2 protein-coding genes and 1 pseudogene are annotated in these 1,953 nt (G+C 73.4%); 2 read left to right on the top strand and 1 reads right to left on the bottom strand.

The annotated features are described in order from the left end of the window. Both AC2W7M_RS24550 and mepA read left to right on the top strand, forming a co-directional pair. Nucleotides 1-425, top strand: a pseudogene (locus tag AC2W7M_RS24550) (L,D-transpeptidase); the annotation flags it as partial. Beyond that, on the top strand, nt 425-1,330 hold the full coding sequence (mepA, locus tag AC2W7M_RS24555; RefSeq protein ID WP_486135644.1) for a penicillin-insensitive murein endopeptidase: 906 nt from the start codon (nt 425-427) through the stop codon (nt 1,328-1,330). The pseudogene AC2W7M_RS24550 and the gene mepA, both read left to right, overlap by 1 nt. Nucleotides 1,331-1,342: 12 nt before the next feature. On the opposite strand, the gene AC2W7M_RS24560 is transcribed toward mepA, so the two are convergent. Next, on the bottom strand, nt 1,343-1,953 hold a 611-nt coding region (locus AC2W7M_RS24560), incomplete at its 5' end, for an SDR family NAD(P)-dependent oxidoreductase (RefSeq protein WP_486135646.1).

Consider the following 1,953-nt stretch of genomic DNA (forward strand, 5'->3'; position numbering starts at 1 on the left):
CCGCCCCAGGACGGCCAGACGCCGCAGGCCCGGGCGCCGCCGCGCCGCCGCCGGAGCCGGTGAGCATCGTCATCAGCGGCGCGGACAGGACGCTCATCGGCCTCAAGGGCGGCAAGCCGGCCGTGACCGGCCCGGTGACCATCGCCGATCCCGGCACGCCGCTCGGCAATGTGGTCTATGTGCTCACCGCGGCCGCGCCCGGCCAGCCGGCGCGCTGGAACGCGGTGTCGCTGGAGGGTGGCGACGCGGCCACCGGCGCGGCCCAGCGCACCCTGTCCCGCATCGGCATCGACACCACCATCAACCAGCAGGTGGCGGCGCTGGTGATGCCGGGGGCGACATTGTTCATCACCGATCTGCCGGCCCATCCGGACACCCGCACCAAACAGGACTTCGTGGTGCTCACCCACAAGGCGGCGAGCTGATGGCCCGGCCGGTGCGCGCCCGTCTCGCGGCTGCGCTCCTCGCCCTTGCGGCGCTGCTGCCGGCCGGCGCGGCGTCCGCCCAGAGCGTGCCACCGGCGCTGGCGGACAAGCCGGCCAAGGAGCTGTTCGGCAGGGTTGACGGGCCGGCGCCGCTCGCGGCGCGGTCCATCGGCTTCTATTCCAAGGGCTGTCTCGCCGGCGGCGTGGCGCTGCCGGTGAACGGTCCCGCCTGGCAGGCCATGCGCTTGTCGCGCAATCGCAACTGGGGACATCCCGATCTGGTGGCGTTCGTCGAGCGGTTCGCGCTGCAGGTGCCGAAAGTGTCGTCCTGGCCGGGCATCCTGGTGGGCGACATGGCGCAGCCGCGCGGCGGGCCCATGCTCACGGGCCATGCCTCGCATCAGCTCGGCCTCGACGTGGACGTCTGGCTCACGCCGAGCCCGGGCCGCGAATTCACCCGCGAGGAGCGGGAGAAGCTCTCCGCCACCATGATGGTGCGCGCCGACCGGCGCGACATCGATCCCGCCAACTGGCGCCCCGACCACTGGAAGGTGGTGCGCCTCGCCGCCACCGACCCGCAGGTGGAGCGGGTGCTGGTGAACGCCGCCATCAAGAAGGCGCTGTGCCGCGACGCCACCGGCAACCGCGCCTGGCTCGCCAAGGTCCGCCCCTATTGGGGCCACGACTACCACATGCACATCCGCATCGGCTGCCCGAACGACAGCCCGGGCTGCCGTGCCCAGGACCCGATCCCCGGCGGCGAGGGCTGCGGCACCGAGTTGGACTGGTGGTTCACCGACGCGGTGCTCAACCCCAAGCCCTCGAAGGAGCCCTCCAAGCCCAAGCCGCCTTTGACGCTGGCCGAGCTGCCCGAGGCCTGCACCGGCGTGCTGCTGGCGAAGTAGCCGGCGCGTGCTCTATCCCAGCCGCTCGCGCATGGCGCGATGGGAGATGCGGGCGGCGAGGCCGCGCGGGACGAAACGGGTGGCAAAGGCGAGCAGCCGGTTGGCGCCGCCGACCACCACCATGGTCCGGCCCGCCATCATCGCTTCAACGCCCTGCGCCGCCACCTCTTCGACGCCGGTGAGCGGGGCGCCGCGGAACAGCTCCGTGCGCGTCATGCCGGCGCGCGCGGCGAAGCCCGTGGGCGTGGGGCCGGGACACAGCGCGGTGACGGTGACGCCGCTCTGCGCCAGTTCCTCGGCGAGCGCCAGCGAGAACGAGAGCACATAGGCCTTGGTGGCGCCGTAGACGGCGGCGAGCGGCAGCGGCGCGAAGGCGGCGGTGGAGGCGACGTTGAGGATGCGCCCCGCGCCCCGCGCCCGCATGGCCGGCAACACCGCAGCGGTGAGGCAAGTGAGGGCGGCGACGTTGGTGGCGATCATGCCCGCGGCATTCTCCGCCGGCAGGTCCGCGAACGGGCCATAGTCGCCGAAGCCCGCATTGTTCACCAGGATGTCCGGCCCCGCGCGCCGCGAGATCGGCCGCGAGCGCCGCGGTGGCGGCGGCGTCCGAGAGGTCGCAGACG

The sequence above is a fragment of the Xanthobacter sp. BG11Y11_SDJG genome (assembly GCF_057364445.1).